The organism is Acetobacterium fimetarium (genome assembly GCF_014284475.1).
Classification (GTDB): domain Bacteria; phylum Bacillota; class Clostridia; order Eubacteriales; family Eubacteriaceae; genus Acetobacterium; species Acetobacterium fimetarium.
Map to the genome: position 1 here is coordinate 254,658 of NZ_WJBC01000002.1, position 21,654 is coordinate 276,311.

A 21,654-nucleotide genomic window follows, 5' to 3' on the forward strand; every position below is an offset into this window, starting at 1 on the left:
CTCCTTCGTTATTTTTATTTCGCGGGTGAGTTCGCTTGCTCATTCCCCGGAACCTGTATGCTTGCTTCGATTTCCCGCTGTTTCTTTTTAGTCAGTTTGACAAATACGGTGTGGTGTGCCAGTTTGATGCAGTCGACCAGCACCTGCTCGGGCACGTCGCCGTCGAGGATGATCGAATTCCAGTGCTGTTTGTTCATATAATATCCGGGAATGATATCCGGGTACCGCAAACGGAGGATTTCACCGTCGCCAATCGGCAGCTTGACGGTCAGCAGCGAGTCGCCTTCTTTGTTTTCACCGCGCATGGCAAACATCACATCACCGACAAAGTACCGGATGGCATCCCATTCCGGTTTATAGTCCCGGGCTGTTCCTGGCAGTGTTTCAACCGTTTTTTCAATCAGTTCGTCCCATTTTTCACAAGGTTTCATTTTCGTTCTCCTTCCATATGTGCAGGTGATCAGGTCATTGCGAAACGCAGCAAGTGTAAGTAGTTATCGCTTCGCTAGCGGTTTGCACAATCAGTATGGTGTGCTTTTTCAGGTTTCAAGTCGCGTCCGCTGATAAATGACAGATCATCAGGTATTCCTGTTCCAGTTCGGCAATCACCGAAAACCGACCGCCTGATACATTTTCAGGGCGTAATTGTCTTTCTGCACGGCCAGCGAAGCCCGTGGGTATCCCATTGTTTTGAGCCGTTGAAGCATTTGTTTCATGAGTGCGGCGCCGATGCCGCGGTTGCGGTAATCCGGATAGAGCGAGATGGCAAATTCCGGCGTTTCAGCATTCACATTCCCGAATCCCCTGATGTCTCTGGCGATTATGCGGGTCCAGACCGCATCGACGATTATCCCGTCGCATTCGGCGACCAGGCAATGATCATCTTTTCTTCCGAACGCTTCGATGTACACCTGAAGTTCCGGCTGCTTGATCACATCCCGTGGCAGCAACTGCGCTTCGCCCCGCTGAAAAATGGCCTCGTATAAAAAATCGGAGAGCAGCGGTATTTCTGTTTGTTTCATTTCCCGAATGATACAATCTTCCATTTTATACCTCTTTCCCTTCTGAATAAACATGTTTGTTTTCGGCCGGCCTTGCAGTTCATTTTAGTGATGGCAACCATTCTGTTGCAAATACTAAGGAGGGCAGTTGATCCGTCAAGGGCTGGCCCAGCCGGAAAGGCCGGGACCATGACAATTTCAGCATCCCCGATGATCAGCTTTCATTCCCGTCATAATCCCGGATGATGGCTTCGATCCCGGCGATGGTTTCGGCCGTAGTGAGGACATAGTCGCTCGTCGGCAGGCTGTTAAAGAACTCTTCAAAGGCATGGATGATATTGACTTCGTTAATGGCCAGGTGCTTAAAGATGGTTTCGCCATTTTGCGGATAGTGGAGAATCAGCCGGAGGGTGGGGTCTTCATTGGAGAACTCCACTGCCGAGTTCATGAACAGTCGGTCCTCGTTGATGGCAAAGCACTTTCTTTCATTACTAATCAGATCGGCATGCAGCTGTTTAATCAGGTTCAGTCGTTCACCAGCGGCAAAAGGGTGAACCATCTCTTCGGGCAGATAGACGTAGCCATCATCCATGAATTGCCGCAAGTATTTCAGGGAAAAAACATCTACCATCCCCTTGTTATCAGCCCGGAATTTATCATAAAATGGAATCACCGTCGCAAGCAGGGCGTCAAAATAAGGAAAATCCCGGTTTAGCTGTTTTTCGATCATCTCATCGGTGAAATAGCGGGAAAAACAAGGTATGGCCTGCATCACAAGTTTTGTGGGAAGCGCGTCTTCCAGGGCGTAGATCTCAAAGAGATCACGGCTGCCATGAATAAAAGCAGCACTATTGTTTAAGCGCTCTGAAAAGCAGGCATCGTATACCTGATAAAGAGTCACATCCCAATACACCACCGCGGTGGCGAGATTCTGTGACAAGGTGATCAGACGATCGGAGGTTAACAGATAATATGGAAAAACCTCGCCATCGAGCTGGGATTCGTCAGCGGAGCGGTAGTAAAAATGGGACTGATAGTCCACATTGTTGAGCAGCGACAGCGCCGTCAGTTTTTTAAAGGCCAGCAGACTTTGATCGGCCTCGGATTCACTGCAATTGCGGGGAAAGCTGACGATATCCTGTAAAGTCAGGTTTTTCACCGCGCCCATCATTTGCTGAAAAATGTAGTCGTAGACGGCATCCCAGTCATACGGGATCACCTGCCGGATTTGCGGCGTTGCGCTGGAAAAAAGCTCGTCGTCAATGGCGTTTTCAATCAATCGCAGCACCTTGGTTTGCCCCCTGACAATCTCCATGCCATCGGTTGGGATGGGCTTTAAGGCTTCCCCACTTTTCAAACTGATTTCTTTTGAAAAAGGGATGGTGTGTTCGGTCAGTTCCGAAATCGTTTCGATGAGGCCGATGATGGCTTTTCGGTTATAATAATTCCGGGGGCCAATGGTTTCCATTTCAAGGATGATTTTGAGTTCCGCTTCTTCCGCCGCCGACAGCCGCAAAGCTTTGCACATGCCGCGAAAGAAGGCCTTCGATGGCAGCCGCTCGCCGGATTTTACCCGCTGCAGGGTCGAACGGCTGATTTTGCCGATCTCCGCCAGGGACTGCACCGTTTCGCCGTTTTCATCAATCAGTTCTTCAATTTTTTTAGCAAATAATGACATCATTAATCCTCTTTCTATCACTTCTAAGTTGAGATTTTTCTGGCACCGGCAGTCCGACACACCTTTTTAAACGATACCGGCGTTTCGGAAACCATCCGATGCTGAATCATTCAGTAGCGAGCTTCCTTTTATCGTTGCTGCCACGGTTTAGTGTGCGCAGTCCAGCCCTGGCTGATCCACCAGTCGCTGTCGGTCGGATTCCACGCCGACTGCGCCCCGGTCTGCATCCACCGAAACACGCTAAACGCGATTCTGGCACGCAGGCTCGGATGCGGGTGATTGACCCGACGGCGCGCTTTTTTTGCGACTTTAGCCGCTTTTTTCTCAAGCTCCGCGCGCTTTTTCGGTTTTAAATCGTGGATACCCATGGCGTTGCTGATCAGAGGAAACCCATACACTTTTGAGACGCAGAGCCATTTGAGCTGCTTGGCCATGGAGTTGATCACATGATTCGGCGGCGCCCCGGCGGAGGAGGAAACGGTGATCCCGACTTTACAAAACATGCTGCCATGGGGGCGGTGGGTTACCCAGCGGTAGGCCAGATGGTCCATCAGATTCTTCATCGCGCCGCTCATCTCCATGACATAGTTCGGACTATCGAGGATGATCACGTCAGCCCATTCCAGCGCCAGCGCGATCGGCTGGACCGTGTCGGCATCGGGGCAATGCGTTTCCCCCTTTAAAAAGCAGGCGTTGCAGCCCACACAAAAACCAGGACCGTCCTGGGGCAGAAAAAACTCCCGCACCTCGTCGTCGGCCGCTTTCAGTTGCTTCAATACCGCCTCGGTCATGGTGTAGGTTACGCCATGGTGCGTTTGACCATGGATGATGGTGATGTTCATTTTAGCTCCCCGCTTTCTTGCTGATTTTGCCCGAGTTTCCCCGGTTTTGGTTTGTTTGACTGGTTAAGTTTCCCGGCACCGTCAGCGCCGGTACCAGGGCTATTTTTGTTAATGGTTGTTTTTTACTTTATTTTTGTACTATAATAAAGGTATACACTGATACTATTCACAGAAAGGATTACGCAATTGCAGACATTCATTCAAAACAATATTTTAGAAACCATCGGCCATACGCCGATGGTTCGGATCAATCATTTGAATCCCAACCCCAAGGTGGAAATCCTGGCGAAGGTTGAAGGCTTTAATCCAACCGGCAGCATCAAGGACCGGATTGCTCTTAAAATGCTGGAGCAGGCCGAGGCGGAAGGTGTTTTAACCAAAGACAAGATCATCATCGAACCGACCAGCGGCAATACCGGGATTGGTTTGGCCATGATTGCGGCCGTCAAGGGTTATCAGCTGGAAATCGTCATGAGCGAAGCTGTCTCGATCGAACGCCGTAAAATGATTCAGGCCTTTGGTGCGACCGTCACGCTGACCTCCCCCACCGAAGGCACCGATGGCGCGATCCGCAAGGTTCGGCAATTGACTGCTGAGTATCCGGAGCGTTATTTCAATCCGGATCAGTTCAGCAACAAATACAACAAGCTCGCCCATTATTCCACCACGGCCGAGGAAATCTGGGAACAGACCCAGGGAAAAGTCACCCACATCGTTTCCGCTTTAGGGACTTCCGGCACCATTATGGGAGTCGGTATGGGACTTCGCCATCACAATCCCGAAGTGAAAATTGTGGAAGCTCAGCCGGTCCTAAATCATTATATCCAGGGCCTTAAAAACATGGAAGAAGCGATTGTTCCGGCGCTGTATCAACCCGAAGCCATTGATGAACATATCATGGTTGAATCGGAAATCGCTTTTGATTTTGCCCGTCAAATTGTCAAAAAAGAAGGGATCTTTGTCGGCATGAGCAGCGGCGCGGCGATGTATGCCGCGGCCGAAGTGGCCCAAAAAATTGATGCCGGAGTGATTGTGGTGATCTTCCCTGACCGCGGCGAAAAATATCTCAGCACCGATTTATTCAAGCTGTAAACCGTCACCGGCAAGTCAGACCGGGTCCGCTTGCGAAAGCGATGCAGGGCCCGGCGGTCGCCAAAACAGATTATTTTCACAATTATCTGCTAAGTTTTGTTGCAACTGGCACCGCCAGCTGCCGTCTGCTTGACATTTACGCGTTTGCATTTTCCTGCGATCCTTGATATCAGTTTAGCAGTTTTATCATGATCTGCCAATAATTATTTATCAATCGCAGGAGGCCGAACCGATCAATAAACAAACGTTGTTGATGCATGCCACCGGCTTTCTTAACAGCCTTGCTGTCGGCGACGTTGGTCAAGCGCATTTTTTGAAGTGGCAAATTTTCTTTTAAAAAATTCCCCTCATTGCCCCTAATCCCCGAAGCCCCTCTGTCTTAAATTGATAAATTATTGTCACGTGAATCCCCCGATTAGTTGAGCCAGGTCGTAGCGACGTCGCCGTTGAACCGAGAATTTATCATGGTTTTCGGGATGCAATAGTGCTATAATCAGAAAGGATGGATCGGCTATTGATCCATGCAGGCATTTATTCTTATGTAATAGCCCGAATCGTCGTTTCAGTTTTCTGCGAATGGCATGGTCTGGGTGAATGAAAATTATATTTAAGGGGGAATTATTGATGAACGAAAACCAGGAACCGACGGTGGAACAAGCTGGCGCTGGGCCGACTGAGCCCCAGCGCCGAGGGCGAATCGCCACCAAACTGCTGCTATTTACGGTAGCGATGATCGCTTTGGCGGTACTGACACTGGGAATTATTTCTTTTAATTTGGGTACATCCGTTTTGTCAAACCTGGCCGGAATGCATGTTACGGGCGCTTCTGACGCCGCCGTGCTTAATGCAATCGCCACTTTGAGAAACCAGATTCTGCTGGTCTCCGTGCTGATTCTCATCGTTGGCGGCATCGCGGCTTATGTGATGGCGCAGAAGTTTGTCAAACCCCTGATCCGGCTCAAGGAAGTGGCCGATCAGGTGGCGCTGGGCAAAGTGGATGTGAACATCGAACTGACCACCAATGATGAAATTGGCGATCTGCTGCTGAGCTTGAAGACGCTGAACGAAAATAACCGGCAGAAGGCGGAAGCGGCCCGGTCGATGGCCAATGGAGATTTTGCGGTTGAAATCATTCCGCAGTCGGAGGACGATCTGCTGGCCTATTCCCTGATCGATGTGCTCAAGGAAATGAACAAGGTTCACAACGGCGTCGTCCGACTGGGAAATGCGGCCCTGGAAGGGCGACTGAATGAGCGGGGCAACACCAATGAGTACCGCGGGGCCTACAAGGACCTGATCATTGCCCTGAACAATGTCATCAATACTTTTGTCAAGCCCCTGAAAGTTGCCAACAAAGCCATTGAGCGCATCGGCAACGGGGTTATTCCACCCAAAATCACCACCGAATACAAGGGTGATTTCAACGATCTCAAAACCCATATCAACGCCTGTATCGACGGCCTCGGCGCCCTGACTGAAACCGGCGACGTGATGCATCGACTTTGCGGCAATGATTTTTCGGCCCGGGTCGAAGGCCATTATTTGGGCATCTTTGGCGATCTGGCCGCCTCGGTCAATGCGGTCCAGGGGAACTTTACCCAGATTCATGCGCTTGTCAATAACGTTGCCAATGGCGATTTGCACAATTACGATGAGCTGGTGGCGGCTGGCAAACGCAGTGATGCGGATGAATTTATTCCGAGTCTGATCCAGATGATTGAAAATATCCACGCTCTGGTTGCCGAAGCCGATGAAATGACCCGACTGGCTGTCGCCGGGGAGCTCGACCATCGCGGCGACCCTTCCCGCTTCCATGGCGAATACGCCTTGGTTGTTTCCGGCTTCAACCGCACCCTGGATGCCATCATCGAACCGATCCAGGCCACTTCAGTGGCTTTGGATGAACTGTCAAAGGGAAATCTCAGCGTTTCGATGGATGGCGATTATCAGGGCCAGCACGGGCGGATCAAGGAAACCATGAACCGGACCATCAGCTTCCTGAAAAACTATGTCTCGGATATCACCACCGTCCTTGAGCGCATCGGCGCGGGAGATCTCAATCAGGAGATCCGCGCCTATTACCATGGGGATTATAATGCGGCCAAGCTGGTCATAAACAGTATCACCACCAATTTGAGCGAGGTGATGGCGGACATCGATATCGGTGCCGGGCAGGTGGAATCTGGGGCCGTTCAAATTGCCAACGCTGCTCAGGCCTTATCCCAGGGCACCACGGAACAGGCCAGTTCGATTCAGGAACTCACCGCTTCCATCGAAGAAGTGGCTGCGGAAACCAAGCGCAACGCCGCCAATGCCAACGAGGCCAATGAACGGGCGCTTGAAGTGCGGGCCAACGCGGAAGTCGGCAATGAGCAAATGTCGAAGATGGTTGCAGCCATGGTCGAAATCAACGAGTCATCCAATAATATTTCCAAGATCATCAAGGTCATTGACGACATCGCTTTCCAGACCAATATTCTGGCCTTGAACGCGGCCGTGGAAGCAGCCCGGGCCGGACAGCACGGCAAGGGTTTTGCCGTGGTGGCGGAAGAAGTCCGCACCCTGGCGGCCCGCAGTGCCGAAGCCGCCAAGGAAACCACAGGCCTGATTGAAGGATCGATCGACAAGGTGACGGTCGGTACCAAAATTGCCGACGAAACCGCTCAAAGTCTGGTGGGCATTCTGAATGAAATTGAAAAAGTGACGACCCTGGTCGGCAACATTGCCCGGGCCTCCAATGATCAGGCTGCCGAGATTGCGCAAGTTACCGTGGGCATCGAGCAGGTCTCAAATGTGGTTCAAACCAACGCGGCGACGTCCGAAGAAAGCGCCGCTTCCAGCGAAGAGCTTTCCAGCCAGGCCGAAATGCTTAAACAGATGATCAGCACCTTTAAACTGAAAACCGAAAGCAAGGCCAACAAAGAAACCACCAGCAAAGCGCTTGTCTTACTGGAAGAAATGGCGGGACGGCCCGCTGTGGTCACGATGGACTGGCAAACCCAGGTCGATCTGATTGCCGGCGAGGTTGATAAGATGGGCTATCAGGATATCGCGGTCATGGACCTGGCCGGTCATGCCAGGTATCTCAAAGAAAGCGGTGAGTTTGATGCCTGGGGTGAATACTGGTATGAAGCCGGCTTTAACGGCGAAACGGCCATTTCTGAAGAAACGATCAGTAAAGTCAGCAATGAAGCGGTAATTTTTGATGTGGCTCCCATAAAAGCCAATGGCCGGGTGTTGGCTCTGCTGGTCGGCCGACGGGCCCCGGCCTGCTAGGCAATGACGTAATAAACAGCACTGCCTTGATAAAAAAACATCCCGTCGTGGAAAACGACGGGATGTTTTTTATTGGCGGCCACACCCCCCAGACCTTCATCGAATGCGTTACTTTACAAGGGGCAGATATTCCCCATAACCGGCCGCTGCCATCTCTTCTTTCGGGATGAATTTTAAAGCGGCACTGTTGATGCAATAGCGCAGACCGCCCTTTTCTTTTGGCCCATCATCAAAAACGTGGCCCAGATGGGCATCCCCTATTTTGCTTCGGACCTCGGTCCGTGCCATTTGCAGACTCTTGTCCGTAACTTCCACAAGCATCGCTGCCTCAATCGGCCGGGCAAAACTAGGCCAGCCGCATCCCGATTCAAACTTGTCGGTTGAGACAAAAAGCGGTTGTCCGGTTGTGATATCGACATAAATGCCGGCTTTGAATTCATCGAAATAGGCATTATCAAACGGCGGCTCCGTCGCATTGTGCTGAGTCACATCATACTGCAGATCGGTCAGTGCTTCTTTGAGCTGAGCGTTTGTTTTTTTAGAATACTGATGGCTTAAATCAACGGCGGTCCTGGCCTGCTCAAACTTGCCCGATCCGATATGACAATAGCCATGCGGATTTTTATCCAGATACTTCTGGTGCTCGGTTTCCGCCCGGTAATAATTGCGCAGCGGCTTGACTTCAATGGCAATTTTTTCCCGGTACTGCTTTTGCAGCTGCGCAATCGCATCATCGATGACGGCTTGATCGCGCGGATCGGTGAAGTAGATGCCGGTCCGGTATTGCGTGCCGGTGTCACCGCCCTGGCGGTTGAGGCTGACCGGATTGATGACATCAAAATACAGCTTCAGGATAAAGGGTAATCGGATGCTGCTGTCATCATAAATAACTTTGACTGTTTCCGCATGACCGGTATTGTGATGGCAGACTTGTGCGTATGTCGGTTTTTCAGTCTTTCCATTGGCGTAACCGACCTCCGTTTCCAGCACACCGGCAATATTTTCAAAATACTTTTCGGTCCCCCAGAAACAGCCGCCGGCCAGATAAATTTCTTTTTGCATTGTTATTTCCTCCGTTCATTTGTGGATAATATCCAGCTGATTTTCAAGGCGCCGCGCACGAACCATTCCGCTAATCAGATTCAGCGGCAGGGGTTCATCCATTGGAAATTGAACCGAACCCTTTCCCTGTTTGTAAACCGCAAGCTACTGTCGGCCTGACATTTACTCTTTTGCATTTTCCTGCTATACTTAATATCAGATTAGCAGTTTTATCATGATCCGCCAATCAATATTTTCAAAATCAGGAGGCCGAACCAATGAATAAACAAGAGTTGTTGATGCATGCCACAAGCTTTCTGGAAAGCCTTCCAGACAATACCATCGCAGCCGAGTTTGCGATGTCAAAAAAAGTGGTGGGATTAAAAATTTATGATGCGCCGATTCTGGCAATTGGAAATGCAAATGATCCCTACTTCAGATCGTTCAAAGATAAAATGATCATCGGAAATCATTTTATTTTACCGGCGGAATGGCTGCCGGAAGCGCAAACGGTGATTTCTTTCTTCCTACCCTACACCAGTGACGTCCGGGCCGGCAACAAAAGGGAGCCATTCTGGCCCGCCGAAGAGTGGCTGCATGCCCGGGTTGAAGGACAGACCGTCGTCACAAAAATGGCTCAGTATATACAGGCCGAACTGGCGAAAGCCGGTTATCAGAGTGTCATCCCGACGCTGGATCCGCGGTTTGAAATCCGCAAAAGCACGGATCCGGGTGAACAACCATTTGCCAGCAACTGGTCGGAACGGCACGTGGCCTTTGTCTGCGGTCTGGGCACTTTTGGCCTGTCCAAGGGGCTGATCACCGCCAGGGGAATGGCCGGCAGACTCGGGAGTCTGATCACAAACCTGCCGCTGACGGCGGATGAACGGCCGTACACTGAGATATATCAATACTGCAGCCAATGCGGCGCCTGCGTCAAACAGTGTCCGGCGGCGGCCATCTCAATTGAAGCCGGTAAAAATCATCGGCGCTGTTCCGACTTTCTCGACGCGACCGCTGAAAAGTTCAAGCCCCGTTATGGCTGTGGCAAATGCCAGGTAAACGTCCCCTGCGAGAGCCGCATTCCCTGATCGCCGGTTTCAAAGCCTCCATTCTAATTTTGTGGCAATCGGAGTTTAAATTTTATCACCTCACGATTCCGTTAGCGGTTTTTTAGTTCATCCCGGATTCTGCGGTACTGGATAACGGGCCCGTCACCGGATAGCAGATTTTCCGCGGATCGATAGGCAGAGGGTTTCGGCTTTTGGGTGATGACAACCCGCTTGTCCTGACGTTCGATGATGCGGTTCCCAAATTTTCCCAACCAGGCAATCAGGGCATTGAGCGGCTTGAATCCTGTCGCCCGGCAATAAAAGCGAATGTAGAGAATTGTGTTCTGATCATCGACGGGGGCAAAGTAAATCATCACTTTAATCGTATCGCTGATGTGGTTCATCCAGATATTGGGGAACAGAAATTTCAAATAGGTCGGTTTGATCACGCATTCGGAAGCGGGTTTGGGCTGCTGGCCGAGATCCACCTCATTATTGGCGCTTGTCACAATCCCCCCGGGCACGAATACCACCTTAGGGCCATTGACCAGCGTTTTGTTTCCCCGGCCGATGGTGTTATGATGAACAAAGGGCAGATGGACAACATCCAGCTGATTTTCAATGCAGCGGGAATAATGCGCGTGCCAGTGATCCTCGATCTCACTGCAGGCATCGGAATCGTTTACATCATCTTCAAAAAACGGCAGTTCATCGGTCATTTTGTCCGGATCCCCAAACCATAAATAGATGATGCCGTTGCTTTCCCGGACGGGAAACGATCGGACGTTATAGCGGCTGAGGTCGTCGGTCGCGCCTTTCCCATTTGCCGGAATGAAGACGCAGCGACCTGATCGGTCAAACTCCAGGCCGTGAAAAGGGCATGAAAGACAGTCCCCCTTCATCTTCCCATGACTGAGCGCCGCGCCCCGGTGCGTGCACTGGTCAACAACACAGCCGACTTCCCCGGCACGGTTGCGAAACAGCGCCAGTTCCTGATTCAAGCGCTTGACGCTAACGATCTGATGCTTTTTTACAGCCCTGGATGGCAGGATGGCGTACCACTGATTTGATATCATCTGAACCTCTCCTTTCGAATTTTTAAACCGGCACTGCTTACCTGGCAGTGTCAGAGCACTTCAATATAGGCAGTGCTTGGACTAGCACCGACCGTCGCAATGATTCCAGTTTTCACTAACTTCGCCACAGCCGATCGCCTTCATTTTCGTTTTATCGCAATCATTATAGCATGAAATGGTGCGGAACCGCGCCGTTTTGTTAAAAACGGCGGGTGGGTTTCTCCAGAATGGCGATTTCGGACGGTACTAACTGCCGCTTTTCTTTTTGCACCAGGATGACGACCATCACGATGGAGCAGATATCGGCCAGCGGTTGGGCGGCGATCAGGCCGTTAAGCCCAAAGGCGAGGGTCAAGATGAATACCAGCGGCAAAAAGAATGCGCCCTGGCGACCAATGCTGATGAGGCCGCCTTCTTTTCCCTTCCCCATGGCCAGAAAGCGGGTGCCGTGGATAACCTGATATGCCATCCCCAGAAAAACCACGGCATTGGCAATCAGGGCTTTTGTAGCGATCCTTAACACCTGCGCATCATTCTGACTGAAGCTTGTCAGAATCGGGTTATGCAACAGAATCAGCAGCGTCGAACTCAGCAGACAAAAGACCATCCCCCAGACCAGGACCGTGCGGGTCGCCGACTCGGCGCGCTCCTGATTGCCGGCGCTGACATTGAAGCCGATGAAAGGCTGATAACCTTTGAGAAAACCAAAAATCATCATGCTGCCCAGTGACATGATCCGGTTGACAATGCCCAGGGCGGCCACGGTGCTGTCGCCAAATCCTGAAGCCAGAAAATTGGTGATCCCCATGGTCAGACTGTTGAGCAGCTGAAAAACCAGCATTGGAATGCCGACTTTGAGAATTTCCTGATATAACGGCCAGGATGGTTTGAAGGCCGACAGCTGAAAACGCAGCAGGCTTTTGCCACTGGCCAGATAATAACAATAGATGCCAAATGAAACCAGTCTGGCGACCAGGGTCGCATAGGCGACGCCTTTAACGCCGCTGTTGAAGATGAAGATAAAAACGGGATCAAGCATCATATTGATCACCCCGCCCGCCAGCATTGCCATCATGCTTTGCATGGCGGCGCCTTCGGCCGTGATGATATTGTTGACCGCGATATTAAAGACATTGAAGACCATGCTGATGATGATAATGAGGGCATATTCCCGGGCATAGGGCAGAATCGTCGGAGTTGCGCCCAGGGCCATCAGAATCGGATTGAGAAACAGCGTGATGCCCAGCAACAGCAGTGCACCGGTTAAAACCGCACTGATGATCGCGGTGGTGGCACACTGGCTGGCTTCGTCATAGGCTTTGATGCCCAACAGCCGGGCAATGAAGGAAGACGCCCCGGCGCCGAACAAAAGTCCGATTCCCAACAGAATCATCTCCAGGGGATAGACGATCGATACCGCGCCGATTTGCGCTGTCCCCAGTTGGCCCACAAAGAAGACATCGACCAGATTGTAGAGCGCCGAAACCATCATCCCAATCATCGTGGGAATCCCCAATTTCAACAGCGCTTTAGAAACTTTTTCTTGTTCCAGTAAATTGATACGGGAATGACTACTTTTCATAAATTACCTCTCTTGTATTGATTCTATAATGTATAGCAGCTATACTATTGTGGCATAAAAAAACGGCTGCAACCACAGCCGCGGCTTTATTTGGGATCTTTCATCTGAATATCGAGAATTTTGTCAAATTCAGTCAGCAGCTTTTCCATCTCGCGCATGGTTTCTTCGGGCATTTCCCGCAGGGTCGTAAAAAACAGGTTGTTGGTTTGCGCGTGGTAACGCTGGTGAGCCTCATAAGCGGCCTGTCCCGCTTCCGTCAGGGTCAAACAGACTTCCGTGTCGGAGACCGGCGAGACCTCTTTGCGAATCAGGCCTTTATCGACCAGTTTGTAAATCATCTGGGAAGCCGCTCCTTTGGTGATGCCCTTTCTTTGAGCCAGGGACGTGATGTTCAAACCGGAATGATCGCCCACTTCGACCACCGTATGAATTTCTGTCCGCGACAGCAGCAGATCCGTACCGTAATAACGTTTCCGGTTTTCGGCCTGGTTGTATTTGTGGACGATGCGTTCCATCAGTGAAGAGATATGTTTATAATCCGCCATCGACTTACCTGCTTTCATATAGTATAGCAACTATACAGTATAGTACAATATTCATGCCGGTTTGTCAACTGATTTTTTTAAAGTTCGATAATATTTGGTGCTGGTTGTTCCACCAAATAATTAGAACCTTCTACAAAACTCTTAAAGTCCGGCGCATATTTGGTCGGATAAAACTCGATCAGCGCATAGCTGGCGATTTGCTGCTGATTAAAGGGATCTTCAGCGATAATTGCCTTCATTTCCTGTTCGTCTTTGGCATTACACAAAATGATGCCGCCGTCCCGGGGATTTTTCCGGCCGGAACAGATGAATTTTCCCAGTTTGTAATATTTATCCAAAAAAGCGATGTGCTTTTCCAGATAGGCTTCCACTTCGGTCAACGGTTTGATGTAGGTGAGATTTGCAATATACATGTGTATCCTCCAAAATATAACTGTCCCCTGCTAAAATATCATTTTTCAGGCCTGTGAATCGAGAATGCATGAATAACCGCCTGAAAATTAAATATACTTCTTCAGCCGATCAATGTCAAACCTTTACCGTGCAATTGGCAGATAATGGGGATCTTGCACCGTCAGTGCTTGTCCCTGAACTATCGGCCGCTGCCACCGACCCGCCGTTGGTTCCGGTTGTCGGTGGCTGTCCTGGTGATGCCTTCGTAATTGCGATGTCATCCGTCAGGGTGAACGTTAAGCTTTCCCCAGTCAGCGTCAGCATTTCCGGCATTGCTCCCGATGTTTCGCCTGGCGTAGCGGTATTCTGATTCAGGGTCCCGATACTAATGGCTACCTCGTTTCCATCGACCTTCGTTACTTTGCCGTAAACATAAAATCAGAGAGGTTGTCACTATGATTTAAGTTGAGCCATGAAACTTGGAACAATCGTCAAATAGCCTCTTTCGTTTCGACAGATACCAGCCCAATCCAGCACTGCACAAATAACGAATCCGGGACCAAAGGCCGTCATGCCTATTTCTACACCATGAACTTTATGGGCGATGTACCCTTCAACTGAATCAAGAGGCAGTTTATCACTCCCAAGCTTGCCACCAGATTGTGCGTTACCTTTTTTGGCTTTACCACCATTTTGAACTACTACTTCAACTGCTGCATCAAAGGCTTTCCATGACAACTGATTTGCAGGTGGAATCTTTGGAGAAATCAGTCCTTTTCCATTGGGATCATAAGCAATTTTACAAAGATCCCTTTGGAATAAGGGAATGAAGGCTTCCCCGCTATGTTCATTTAATTTTTCTTTGATCCGAACAACAACTGGACTATCGGTTGTATTGATTGATTGAATTTCTTTATTCCCCATTGCATCGTCCTCAGCTTCTTCAATTTTTATTGGTGTTAAATTTAATTTCTCAAGGATATCACTAAATTTCTTTTTTACGGCTGGGTAAGACATCTCCATTTCAAATTGGATCGTTTTAAAATTACCTTGGGCTTTTAAAAAGCTTTCCACAAATTCAAGTTCATCTTGAGTGAGATAAGCAAAATTTCCTAATTGAAACTCCCCATTTAACTCTAATTCACAGTTCTTACAGTGTAGTTTCGTCGCAATCAGATTGTGATTACATCTTGGACAGGTTGTTACTAAATCTTTTCTCATGACATCACTCCTTTCAAGGACTAGATTACACCTTTTGATTGTAATTGTCAAACTAGATATTAATAATTTCAACAACTAGTTTAACAACTAGTATAAATTGAACCGAACCCTTTCCCTGTTTGTAAACCGCAAGCTGCTTTTTAAACTGTTCGATGGCTGAGGGCGTTGGATAAAACCCGATATGGTTTTATCCAACGCAGCGAAATGGACCAAATTGCCATTCAGGTAAAAGGTGGGCATGCGGTAACTTATTTTTTCAGTGGCTTTCGGGGCAGCCCTCCGGTGACTATGGCTTTTTGGCGTTCTATCGGATTGATTCAGCTCACGGTTGTTTGACGAGGGTGGCTTCATCCAGCACCATTTTATTGACCGCGTTAATCAAAGCCAGGGCACTGGCCCGCATGACATCCGTCTCAATGGCTTTTCCCTGGTAGCGTTTGTCATGGACGCAGATCTGGGTGGTGACCTTACCAAGACTGCCTTTACCGCGGCTCAAGCTGTTGATGCGGTATTCAACGAGCTCAATGGGGGTGCCAATGGCAGCGGTGATCGCTAGATCCGCGATTCCAAATCCGCAGAAGCACAGATCCGGTTGAGCAACCATTTACCAGCAACTGGTCGGAAAGACACGTGGCCTTTGTCTGCGGTCTGGGCACTTTTGGCCTGTCCAAGGGGCTGATTACCGCCAGAGGAAGGGCCGGCAGACTGGGGAGTCTGGTCACAAACCTGCCGCTGACGGCGGATGAACGGCCGTATTCTGAAATATATGAATACTGCACCCAATGCGGCGCTTGTGTCAAACAGTGCCCGGTGGCGGCCATCACAATTGAAGCCGGCAAAAATCATCAGCGCTGTTCCGCTTTTCTGGACGAGACCACTGAAAAGTTCAAGCCCCGCTATGGCTGTGGCAAATGCCAGGTCAACGTCCCCTGCGAGAGCCACATTCCCCTGTCGCCGGTGGCCAAGCCGACCACAACTTCAAACACCACGGCCAAAGGGCTGAACTTGTGGAGCGGTGATTCAACCAAGGACAGCGACCGGATTGTTGTGATCAGCGACCTGCATCTCGGGTTAGACGACAGTTTTTCTGAAACGGTCAAGAACAAGGCGTACATTGTCTCGTTTCTGAATCAGCTGACGGCCAGTGATGTCGATGAACTGGTCATCGACGGCGATCTGCTCGACGAATGGTTTATTCCCACCGGCAATTCCCAGCCGGCTGATCTGCAGGAATTCTTCACCAAGGATGCCGACAACAACAGAACCGTGATTGATGCGATCAAAAGTGTCATGAAAAGCGGCATCAAGGTCACCTATATCCCCGGTAACCACGATATGCTGCTGAATCAGGCCATCCTCAGCGCTATTCTCTATGCTAATGTGCAGAGGCGTTGGGATGCCCTCCAGGATGCCAATGGCGTCGCGGTAAAACTACCGTATGCAACTGCCACAGCCGCCGCACAGGATGCTACCTTTTGTGATCAACAGGCGGTCACCCAGTATTTCAACGTTGATCCTTCGGTCGACGTCGTGGTATTCGGTCATACCCATGTTCCGGTCATCAACCGCTATCCCGAAGGCTACAATCGCGAAAAAGTGTACGCCAACAGTGGCACCTGGATCGACAGGAATCTTCTCGGTGCCGATATGACCTTTGTCGCGATCGAATCCGGCAAAGATACTACCGATGTCCGGCTGATGCAGTATCAGCCGGATGGCACCGTCACCAATCTGGAACAGCAGTAAGCTTCTGATTGGTACAAATAAAACGTCCCGGATTCTTAATGAATCCGGGACGTTTTGCATGGCCGATTATCGCCACCGGGCAGGGGCGTTTTTCGGGGTTTCACAGGTGTCAATAACAAATATGAACGGTTTTTTATAACATCTCATTGGCATCATTGACGGCCGGGACGGGATTGGCTATTTTTTCAAATTCCGGGACATGTGCTTTCACCGTCGCATTGGCGCGTTTATGAATGCCGTTACCATAATAATAAGCAACCAGGACGCCTAACCACAGCGGTCCGACAATCACGGCCACGCGCGTATCGGGGCTCATGAACATGATGATGACCAGAATGGCTAAAAAGACAATGCTGATGTAATTGGTATACGGGTAGCCTTTCAGCGGAAATTTTAGTTTTTTGACCTGTTCCGGGGTCAGGGTTTTACGATACTTCATCTGCGCGAGCAAAATCATAAACCATGAAAAAACACCCGCGAAGGTGGCCACACTGGTGACATAAGCAAACACTTTAGCCGGGACAACATAATTAAGTAAAACACCAATTAGCATGAAACCAGCCGAAATCAGGATGGCGGTGCTGGGAACCTGAGTTTTGCTCAGTTTACCGAACATTTTGGGTGCCGAACCCTGCAGCGAAAGGTTATAGAGCATCCGTCCGGTCGTGAAAATGCCGCTGTTGCAGGAAGACAAGGCGGCCGTCAGGACGACGAAATTGACAATCCCGGCGGCCGCACCGATGCCAAATTTAACAAAGGTCGTCACAAAGGGACTGCCGTTCGTTCCAATTGTCGCCCAGGGGTAAAGGGCCAGGATGACAAACATGGAACCGACATAGAAAATCAGAATCCGGACTAAAACCTTGTTGATCGCCGAGGGGATGACTTTATCCGGGTTTTTGGCTTCACCGGCGGTCACGCCGATCAGCTCAATGCCGACAAAAGCAAAGGCCACCATGACCATCGCCAGAGCCGGTCCTTGCAGGCCATTGGGAAAGAAACCGCCATTATTCCATAAGTTTGAAATCCCAATCGGGACGCCGCCGTTACCGAATCCGGTGGTAATCATCACAATCCCCAGGATAATCATCGCAATAATGGTCGTCACTTTGATCAGGGCAAACCAGAATTCAAACTCGCCGAAAGCTTTGACGGCGACTAAGTTGACTAGCGTCAGGAACACCACGGCCGCCAGTGCGGAAACCCATTGTGGCACACTGGGGAGCCAGAAATTAACATAGATACCGACAGCCGTCACCTCGGCCATGCACGTGACAATCCACATGAACCAATAAGTCCAGCCGGTTAAGTAACCGGCCAGCGGACCGATAAACTCACTGGCGTAGGCACTGAATGATCCGGCAACCGGATTTTCAACCGCCATTTCGCCCAGCGCGCGCATAATAAAAAACAAAAAAACGCCGGCTACGGCATAACAAAATAGAATCGCTGGCCCCGCTGTCTTGATGGCCATCGCGGATCCTAAAAACAGACCCACCCCAATTGCGCCACCGATTGCCATCATCTGAATATGTCGTTCTTCCAGGCCACGATGCAGATCTTCATTCGAGACATTTTCTTTTTCACTCATGTAAAAATTCCCCCATTCAAGTTGTTGTCTGTGGGTATTTTATCACGTCTCCTGCTGAATGCCAATCGGATTCACGCTTTTTTCGTTTTGGCGCGGCTGATCAATCATCCGCTGCAATCGCTCCTTCTGCCGCCAATAATAGAAGTCGGGCAAATTCAGCGCGTTCGCTATCCGTCATTGGCTGAGTCATCCGCTGAAAACACAGATCCACTTGCTCCTTCACAAGCGCATAGACGTCCCAGGCCTTTTGGGTGGGGCGGATATCATAGGTGCGTTTGTCCTTGGCATTGGTCGTCCGAACTAAAAATCCGATTTCTTCCAGTTTTGACACCGTCTTGGCAATGACACTTTTGTCAAGCCCGAGCCGCTTGGTAATCGTATCCTGGGTCAGCATCTCGAAATCGCAGACAATTAAGATGACAACAGCCTGCGCACCGGTAAGGGCATACTGGGCGCAACCCTCATTGAGCCAGATGTGTGATTTCCGGTACAAAATAGAAATGGATTTAAAGGCATTATCCGTGATGTTTGACATATCCTGAGCCTCCTTTTATGTGATGAGAATATTCTACTCCAATTTAGTGGCACTTGCAACCAGATATTGACACGCGCTAGTTCATGTGCTATATTGAAAAGGTGGCAATTGCCACCTAATTCATATTGACAGAGGAGTGTCGTATTCATGGAAAAAACCGAAAAAATATGGAACAAAAATTTTATTCTTCTTTTTATCACCAACCTGCTGGTGCTGGCTGCGTTTTACGCATCGATTCCAATTATCCCGATTTACTGTCAGCAGATCGGAATCACCGGATCCAAAATAGGAATCGTCCTGACGGCAATGTCGGTCGCAACGGTCCTGTTTCGCCCGGTTGCCGGATACCTGCTGGATAATTTCAATCGTTATCGCGTGTACTTACTGTTTTTAGGCTTGTTCTGTCTGGCCTTTCCAGGCTTTATTTTATTCCCTACTTTTGGTCTGTTAATCCTGATCCGTCTGTTCATGGGTGCCGTCTATTCGGTGTGCGGCTCGGCGACAATGACGCTCGCTGGCGATGTTCTGCCGCGGACTAAAATCACCCCGGGCATCAGCCGGTTTGCCTTTACCATATCAATCGGTATGGCGGTTGGACCGTATGTTGGCATTCAGGTCCAGAACCACATGAGCAGCAAAGCATCTTTTCTGATGATTTTTGCGATTACGGTGGTGGCCCTGATTTGCGTAGCCGGCTGCAAAATCAGTTATCCCAAAGTGGCGCGAAAGAAGTTCTCGCTCCGGGAAGCGATCTACAATCCGGCGCTGCCATTCATGTTCAACATGATGTTTCTGATGATTCCTTACGGCGCGGTAATCGCCTATTCTTCGATGCTGGCACAGGGAAAGCAGCTGATGTCGGTGATCCCTTATTTCTATATCTTTCTTGTCGCCGGCATGCTGGTTTCGAAATTATCAACCCAGAAAATGATTGATGCCGGAAAGCACCGCATTCTGGTCTATGCCAGTCTGGCAATTTTAATTGTTACCATGGCCAGTTACGCATTTCTGACAACCGGCCTGCATCTGCTGGTTGCCGGTTTCTTTTTTGGACTGGGATATGGCATTTTGCAGCCGCTTTTTCAATCTTTTGTGACGGGAACAGCCCCGGCCGCCAAACGCGGCGTGGCGAATGCCACCTATTTGCTGTCTTATGATATCGGCATTGGAATCGGTGCGCTCCTGATGGGCTGCATTCAGGAAACGATCGGGCTGCCGTTAGGATTTGCGTTGACGGCCGTATCATATGTGATCGGAGGGATCGTTTATGCCGCTTATGTGGATCGTTACTATTGTCAGTTGAGAAGCAATTCCGCCGTTCGCAGTGATGATGCAAATTTATTGACACCGCATCTGAAACCGGAGGGATTTGCATTATCGGAAGACGCAACCGTGCGTGATGCCATAAGTTAAGCGGTAACGGCTACCGCCAGTTAGTGAAGTTTGAATTGATTGGTCTGTTTTTCAAGTATCTCGGCCTGGCTAAAGAGTACTTCACTGGCGGCCGCGGTTTCTTCTGCCGTGGCCGAATTGGTATGGACCACATTGGCAATGGTGCTGATTCCGGAATTGATTTCATGAATGCTCTGAGTTTGCTGCGCTGATGCCAAGCCCACGGCTGCAATCCGGCTTTCCACTGCCTTGATACTGGTTTTGATTTCTTCCAGGGCTGCCGACATCCGATTTGCCACGTCGATACCGAGTTTGACATTCTTGCCGGACGCCTCAATCAAACTGCTGGTTTGTTTCACGGCAGCGGTAGTGCGAATGGAAAGGTTTCTGACTTCTTCCGCAACCACCGCAAAACCCTTGCCGTATTCGCCGGCTTTGGCGGCCTCGACACCGGCATTTAATGCCAGCACATTAGTTTGGAAGGCGATCTCATCAATTACTTTGATAATATTTCCAATATTCTGGGATGATTCGTCGATATCATCCATACACGCAAGCATTTTATGCATCTCCTGATCGCCGTTGTTAACTTTAGCCTGGGCGTCGCCGACCAATTCCACCGCTTCACTGACACTCTCGCCGTTGATGGTGATCTGTTCGTCAATCTGCTTGATGGAGGCGGTCAGCTCTTCAATCGAACTGGCCTGTTCCGTTCCGCCCACCGACAACGATGCGCTGGCGGTGGAAATATTCTGGGCCCCCATCGCCACCGCGTCCGAGGACGCGGCTATTTTCTGCAAAGCCGACCGCATATTTTCGATCATCCGCGCCAGCGCCACGGTCAAGGCGGCGATCTCGTCTTTGCTTTTGACCGCCGCGACTTGTTGGGTTAAATCCCCCTGGGCGACCTTATTGGTGACTTTTTCCAGCATCACCAAGGGCCGGGTCATCCGGTTTGTCATGAACCAGATGACGATGCCCGCCAGCGCCACGGCAACAATTGAAAAGAGAATCAGCATGTTTCTGAAGTCCGCGGCCAATTGATCGTAAGTGGTATTGGGAATTCCCACGTACCAGATGCCGATAACCTCGCCCTTCGCACTGGTAATCGGTTGATAGACAGTTTGGTTCCAGACGCCGACCACATTAGCCTTGCCAATATAGCTTTCGCCCTGATCAAGAACGGTCTGTTTGACCACATCGGTGGCCTGGGTATTCACCGCGCGGTTGCCCTCGGCGTCCTTGACATTGGTGGCCACCCGGGTATCGCCCTGAAAAACGGTGACCGTATCCCCGGTCAGCGCCCCGATTTTGTCAACCACATCAAAATTATCGTTCATTCTGACGGTCCCTTTGTATAGATCACCCTCTTTAATGATCCACTCTCCGGGTATCTGTTGATCTAAAAAAGCCCCGCCCAGCGCGGCATCGCTCAAAAGCTTAGCGCGGGCGGCATCAAGCACTTTGTTCTGCATGCTGTTAACTGCATAAATACCGATTCCAAGGTTGATCAAAACAATGGCCGTCACAAACAGAACTACGATCTTATTCTTAAATTTCATCAATATCGGTTCGCTAAAATAGTTTTTCT

Annotated in this window: 20 protein-coding genes and 1 pseudogene; 7 read left to right on the forward strand and 14 right to left on the reverse strand. The window is 50.0% G+C overall.

What is annotated here, in order from left to right:
- Nucleotides 1-14 precede the first annotated feature (14 nt).
- From GH808_RS02480 to GH808_RS02495, 4 genes are all read right to left on the reverse strand, one after another.
- Complete coding sequence (locus GH808_RS02480; RefSeq protein ID WP_186841220.1) at nt 15-431, reverse strand: MmcQ/YjbR family DNA-binding protein; 417 nt, start codon at nt 429-431, stop codon at nt 15-17.
- Between the two features lie 174 nt (nt 432-605).
- On the reverse strand, nt 606-1,046 hold the full coding sequence (locus tag GH808_RS02485; protein ID WP_311135740.1) for a GNAT family N-acetyltransferase: 441 nt from the start codon (nt 1,044-1,046) through the stop codon (nt 606-608).
- 169 nt (nt 1,047-1,215) lie between these two features.
- On the reverse strand, nt 1,216-2,682 hold the full coding sequence (locus tag GH808_RS02490; RefSeq protein WP_186841221.1) for a helix-turn-helix domain-containing protein: 1,467 nt from the start codon (nt 2,680-2,682) through the stop codon (nt 1,216-1,218).
- Between the two features lie 125 nt (nt 2,683-2,807).
- Complete coding sequence (locus GH808_RS02495) at nt 2,808-3,521, reverse strand: flavodoxin family protein (RefSeq protein WP_186841222.1); 714 nt, start codon at nt 3,519-3,521, stop codon at nt 2,808-2,810.
- Nucleotides 3,522-3,719: 198 nt separating this feature from the next.
- On the opposite strand from GH808_RS02495, the gene GH808_RS02500 reads away from it, so the two are divergent.
- Together GH808_RS02500 and GH808_RS02505 are read left to right on the forward strand one after the other, a co-directional pair.
- Complete coding sequence (locus tag GH808_RS02500) at nt 3,720-4,613, forward strand: PLP-dependent cysteine synthase family protein (RefSeq protein WP_186841269.1); 894 nt, start codon at nt 3,720-3,722, stop codon at nt 4,611-4,613.
- Between the two features lie 624 nt (nt 4,614-5,237).
- Nucleotides 5,238-7,889, forward strand: coding sequence for a methyl-accepting chemotaxis protein (locus GH808_RS02505; protein WP_243166069.1), 2,652 nt, complete (start codon nt 5,238-5,240; stop codon nt 7,887-7,889).
- A 108-nt stretch (nt 7,890-7,997) separates the two neighbouring features.
- Here GH808_RS02505 and msrB read toward each other — a convergent pair whose 3' ends face one another.
- Nucleotides 7,998-8,951 (reverse strand): peptide-methionine (R)-S-oxide reductase MsrB, encoded by a 954-nt coding sequence (gene msrB / locus GH808_RS02510; RefSeq protein ID WP_186841224.1) that lies wholly within the window; start codon nt 8,949-8,951, stop codon nt 7,998-8,000.
- Nucleotides 8,952-9,208: 257 nt separating this feature from the next.
- On the opposite strand from msrB, the gene GH808_RS02515 reads away from it, so the two are divergent.
- Nucleotides 9,209-10,021, forward strand: coding sequence for a 4Fe-4S binding protein (locus tag GH808_RS02515; RefSeq protein WP_186841225.1), 813 nt, complete (start codon nt 9,209-9,211; stop codon nt 10,019-10,021).
- Between the two features lie 71 nt (nt 10,022-10,092).
- On the opposite strand, the gene GH808_RS02520 is transcribed toward GH808_RS02515, so the two are convergent.
- The 4 genes from GH808_RS02520 to GH808_RS02535 all read right to left on the reverse strand — a co-directional run bounded on the left by GH808_RS02520 (nt 10,093) and on the right by GH808_RS02535 (nt 13,598).
- Nucleotides 10,093-11,058: an aromatic ring-hydroxylating oxygenase subunit alpha gene (locus GH808_RS02520; protein ID WP_186841226.1), complete on the reverse strand. Its 966-nt coding sequence runs from the start codon at nt 11,056-11,058 to the stop codon at nt 10,093-10,095.
- A 199-nt stretch (nt 11,059-11,257) separates the two neighbouring features.
- Complete coding sequence (locus GH808_RS02525; RefSeq protein WP_186841227.1) at nt 11,258-12,640, reverse strand: MATE family efflux transporter; 1,383 nt, start codon at nt 12,638-12,640, stop codon at nt 11,258-11,260.
- An 86-nt stretch (nt 12,641-12,726) separates the two neighbouring features.
- Complete coding sequence (locus GH808_RS02530; RefSeq protein ID WP_186841228.1) at nt 12,727-13,185, reverse strand: MarR family winged helix-turn-helix transcriptional regulator; 459 nt, start codon at nt 13,183-13,185, stop codon at nt 12,727-12,729.
- 77 nt (nt 13,186-13,262) lie between these two features.
- Entirely contained in the window at nt 13,263-13,598 is a 336-nt protein-coding gene (locus GH808_RS02535; protein ID WP_186841229.1) for a YciI family protein, read from the reverse strand.
- Nucleotides 13,599-13,666: 68 nt separating this feature from the next.
- Here GH808_RS02535 and GH808_RS02540 point away from each other — a divergent pair, with 68 nt between their 5' ends.
- Nucleotides 13,667-13,948, forward strand: a complete 282-nt coding sequence (locus GH808_RS02540; protein ID WP_186841230.1) for a hypothetical protein — start codon at nt 13,667-13,669, stop codon at nt 13,946-13,948.
- Between the two features lie 83 nt (nt 13,949-14,031).
- Here GH808_RS02540 and GH808_RS02545 read toward each other — a convergent pair whose 3' ends face one another.
- Entirely contained in the window at nt 14,032-14,799 is a 768-nt protein-coding gene (locus tag GH808_RS02545; RefSeq protein WP_186841231.1) for a DUF2089 family protein, read from the reverse strand.
- 322 nt (nt 14,800-15,121) lie between these two features.
- Nucleotides 15,122-15,403 carry an alpha-isopropylmalate synthase regulatory domain-containing protein gene (locus tag GH808_RS02550; protein WP_186841232.1) on the reverse strand — a complete coding sequence of 94 codons (282 nt, stop codon included), beginning with the start codon at nt 15,401-15,403 and terminating at the stop codon, nt 15,122-15,124.
- Here GH808_RS02550 and GH808_RS15280 point away from each other — a divergent pair.
- Nucleotides 15,349-15,747 (forward strand): annotated as a pseudogene (locus tag GH808_RS15280) (4Fe-4S binding protein); the annotation flags it as partial. The gene GH808_RS02550 and the pseudogene GH808_RS15280 overlap by 55 nt on opposite strands.
- 9 nt (nt 15,748-15,756) lie before the next feature.
- Nucleotides 15,757-16,545 carry a UDP-2,3-diacylglucosamine diphosphatase gene (locus tag GH808_RS15160; protein ID WP_338000860.1) on the forward strand — a complete coding sequence of 263 codons (789 nt, stop codon included), beginning with the start codon at nt 15,757-15,759 and terminating at the stop codon, nt 16,543-16,545.
- A gap of 133 nt (nt 16,546-16,678) precedes the next feature.
- Here the strand turns inward: GH808_RS15160 and GH808_RS02560 are convergent, their stop codons facing one another.
- Nucleotides 16,679-18,136: an amino acid permease gene (locus tag GH808_RS02560; protein WP_186841233.1), complete on the reverse strand. Its 1,458-nt coding sequence runs from the start codon at nt 18,134-18,136 to the stop codon at nt 16,679-16,681.
- A gap of 100 nt (nt 18,137-18,236) precedes the next feature.
- A complete protein-coding gene (locus tag GH808_RS02565) occupies nt 18,237-18,671 on the reverse strand; it encodes a MarR family winged helix-turn-helix transcriptional regulator (RefSeq protein WP_186841234.1) in 435 nt (144 codons plus the stop codon).
- A 147-nt stretch (nt 18,672-18,818) separates the two neighbouring features.
- Here GH808_RS02565 and GH808_RS02570 point away from each other — a divergent pair, with 147 nt between their 5' ends.
- Complete coding sequence (locus tag GH808_RS02570; protein WP_186841235.1) at nt 18,819-20,084, forward strand: MFS transporter; 1,266 nt, start codon at nt 18,819-18,821, stop codon at nt 20,082-20,084.
- 20 nt (nt 20,085-20,104) lie between these two features.
- Here the strand turns inward: GH808_RS02570 and GH808_RS02575 are convergent, their stop codons facing one another.
- Complete coding sequence (locus GH808_RS02575) at nt 20,105-21,625, reverse strand: methyl-accepting chemotaxis protein (RefSeq protein ID WP_186841236.1); 1,521 nt, start codon at nt 21,623-21,625, stop codon at nt 20,105-20,107.
- Between the last annotated feature and the right edge of the window lie 29 nt (nt 21,626-21,654).

Bases quoted from the DNA above. Each gene is read 5' to 3' on its own strand.
- GH808_RS02480 (WP_186841220.1), bottom strand. From the start codon at position 431: ATGAAACCTTGTGAAAAATGGGACGAACTGATTGAAAAAACGGTTGAA.
- GH808_RS02485 (WP_311135740.1), bottom strand. From the start codon at position 1,046: ATGGAAGATTGTATCATTCGGGAAATGAAACAAACAGAAATACCGCTG.
- GH808_RS02490 (WP_186841221.1), bottom strand. From the start codon at position 2,682: ATGATGTCATTATTTGCTAAAAAAATTGAAGAACTGATTGATGAAAAC.
- GH808_RS02495 (WP_186841222.1), bottom strand. From the start codon at position 3,521: ATGAACATCACCATCATCCATGGTCAAACGCACCATGGCGTAACCTAC.
- GH808_RS02505 (WP_243166069.1), top strand. From the start codon at position 5,238: ATGAACGAAAACCAGGAACCGACGGTGGAACAAGCTGGCGCTGGGCCG.
- msrB (WP_186841224.1), bottom strand. From the start codon at position 8,951: ATGCAAAAAGAAATTTATCTGGCCGGCGGCTGTTTCTGGGGGACCGAA.
- GH808_RS02515 (WP_186841225.1), top strand. From the start codon at position 9,209: ATGAATAAACAAGAGTTGTTGATGCATGCCACAAGCTTTCTGGAAAGC.
- GH808_RS02520 (WP_186841226.1), bottom strand. From the start codon at position 11,058: ATGATATCAAATCAGTGGTACGCCATCCTGCCATCCAGGGCTGTAAAA.
- GH808_RS02525 (WP_186841227.1), bottom strand. From the start codon at position 12,640: ATGAAAAGTAGTCATTCCCGTATCAATTTACTGGAACAAGAAAAAGTT.
- GH808_RS02530 (WP_186841228.1), bottom strand. From the start codon at position 13,185: ATGGCGGATTATAAACATATCTCTTCACTGATGGAACGCATCGTCCAC.
- GH808_RS02535 (WP_186841229.1), bottom strand. From the start codon at position 13,598: ATGTATATTGCAAATCTCACCTACATCAAACCGTTGACCGAAGTGGAA.
- GH808_RS02540 (WP_186841230.1), top strand. From the start codon at position 13,667: ATGAATAACCGCCTGAAAATTAAATATACTTCTTCAGCCGATCAATGT.
- GH808_RS02545 (WP_186841231.1), bottom strand. From the start codon at position 14,799: ATGAGAAAAGATTTAGTAACAACCTGTCCAAGATGTAATCACAATCTG.
- GH808_RS02550 (WP_186841232.1), bottom strand. From the start codon at position 15,403: ATGGTTGCTCAACCGGATCTGTGCTTCTGCGGATTTGGAATCGCGGAT.
- GH808_RS02560 (WP_186841233.1), bottom strand. From the start codon at position 18,136: ATGAGTGAAAAAGAAAATGTCTCGAATGAAGATCTGCATCGTGGCCTG.
- GH808_RS02565 (WP_186841234.1), bottom strand. From the start codon at position 18,671: ATGTCAAACATCACGGATAATGCCTTTAAATCCATTTCTATTTTGTAC.
- GH808_RS02570 (WP_186841235.1), top strand. From the start codon at position 18,819: ATGGAAAAAACCGAAAAAATATGGAACAAAAATTTTATTCTTCTTTTT.
- GH808_RS02575 (WP_186841236.1), bottom strand. From the start codon at position 21,625: ATGAAATTTAAGAATAAGATCGTAGTTCTGTTTGTGACGGCCATTGTT.